The sequence below is a fragment of the Falsihalocynthiibacter sp. S25ZX9 genome (assembly GCF_041205405.1).
Lineage (GTDB): Bacteria > Pseudomonadota > Alphaproteobacteria > Rhodobacterales > Rhodobacteraceae > Falsihalocynthiibacter > Falsihalocynthiibacter arcticus.
In genome coordinates this window covers 1-295 of the sequence record NZ_JBGFCD010000271.1, presented here as the reverse complement: position 1 = coordinate 295, position 295 = coordinate 1, and the positions used below count along the sequence as shown (strand labels likewise).

General features: G+C 54.9%; 1 pseudogene. It reads left to right on the top strand.

What is annotated here, in order from left to right:
• Nucleotides 1-295, top strand: a pseudogene (locus AB9F29_RS22210) (hypothetical protein); the annotation flags it as partial.

Genomic DNA, 295 nt, shown 5'->3' with positions numbered 1-295 from the left:
CTTGATTTTTCACCCCGTGACGAAGCGCTATCCGCTAGAAGTATTGAGCAAACATTGGCCATGCATGCCACCTTGGGCGCCTTTGATGATTTGGCGGGCACTGGGCGCGACGGTCTTTTGAATATGCCCCAAAAGGACCACTGGCACCCTAAGATGATGTGGTACGGGCCGTCTGGAATCGGGACGACGCGCTGGCTTCAGGGGTTTGTGGATTATCACCAGTTGCCGTTCCGTATTGCGTTTCCTAAGCGCAAAGGCGGGGGGCAATGGGATGATATAGCCGACTTGAAGGCCA